The organism is Acidisphaera rubrifaciens HS-AP3 (genome assembly GCF_000964365.1).
Taxonomy (GTDB): Bacteria; Pseudomonadota; Alphaproteobacteria; order Acetobacterales; family Acetobacteraceae; genus Acidisphaera; species Acidisphaera rubrifaciens.
Genome location: NZ_BANB01000828.1, coordinates 1 through 555, shown reverse-complemented (window position 1 = coordinate 555; position 555 = coordinate 1). Strand labels below are relative to the sequence as shown.

The following is a 555-nucleotide window of genomic DNA, read 5'->3' as shown; positions in this document are numbered from 1 at the left end:
GGCCGCCGTCGCCGATGCGCGTCGCGAGCCCGTCCGGCAGGGCGGCGGCATAGTCGGTGACGCGGGCAGCGCGGGCAGCGGCCTCTACCTCCTCGTCCGTCGCCTCGGGCCGGGCGAAGCGGATGTTGTCGGCGATGGTGCCGGCGAACAGCACCGGCTTCTGCCCGACCCAGGCGGACAGCCGGGCGAGTGCCGGCGGCGTCAGGTCGGCGATGTCCATGCCGTTGATTGTCACCCGGCCGGCATCCGGGCGGATGAAGCCGAGCAGGATTTCGATGATCGTCGTCTTGCCCGCGCCGGATGCGCCGGCCAGCACCAGCGTCTCGCCGGCCGGCACGCGGAAGGTGACGCCGTCGAGCGCGGGCGGACGGGCCGGGTCCCAGTGGAAGCTGACATTGTCGAAGGCGACGGTCGCACCCCCGGCCTCGATCGTGCGGACCGGCAAGGGCGGGGCGGCGGGCGGCGCCTCCGGCAGGGCGGAGAGCTGTTCGGCGGCGGTGCGGGCGTGGATGCGGTCCTGATAGGCGGCGGCGAAGGCGCGCAGCGGCGCGAAGA

The 555-nt window shown here is 74.6% G+C and carries 1 protein-coding gene; it reads right to left on the bottom strand.

What is annotated here, in order from left to right; genetic code table 11:
• On the bottom strand, nucleotides 1-555 hold a 555-nt coding region (locus B8460_RS18260), incomplete at both ends, for an ATP-binding cassette domain-containing protein (RefSeq protein WP_048863049.1).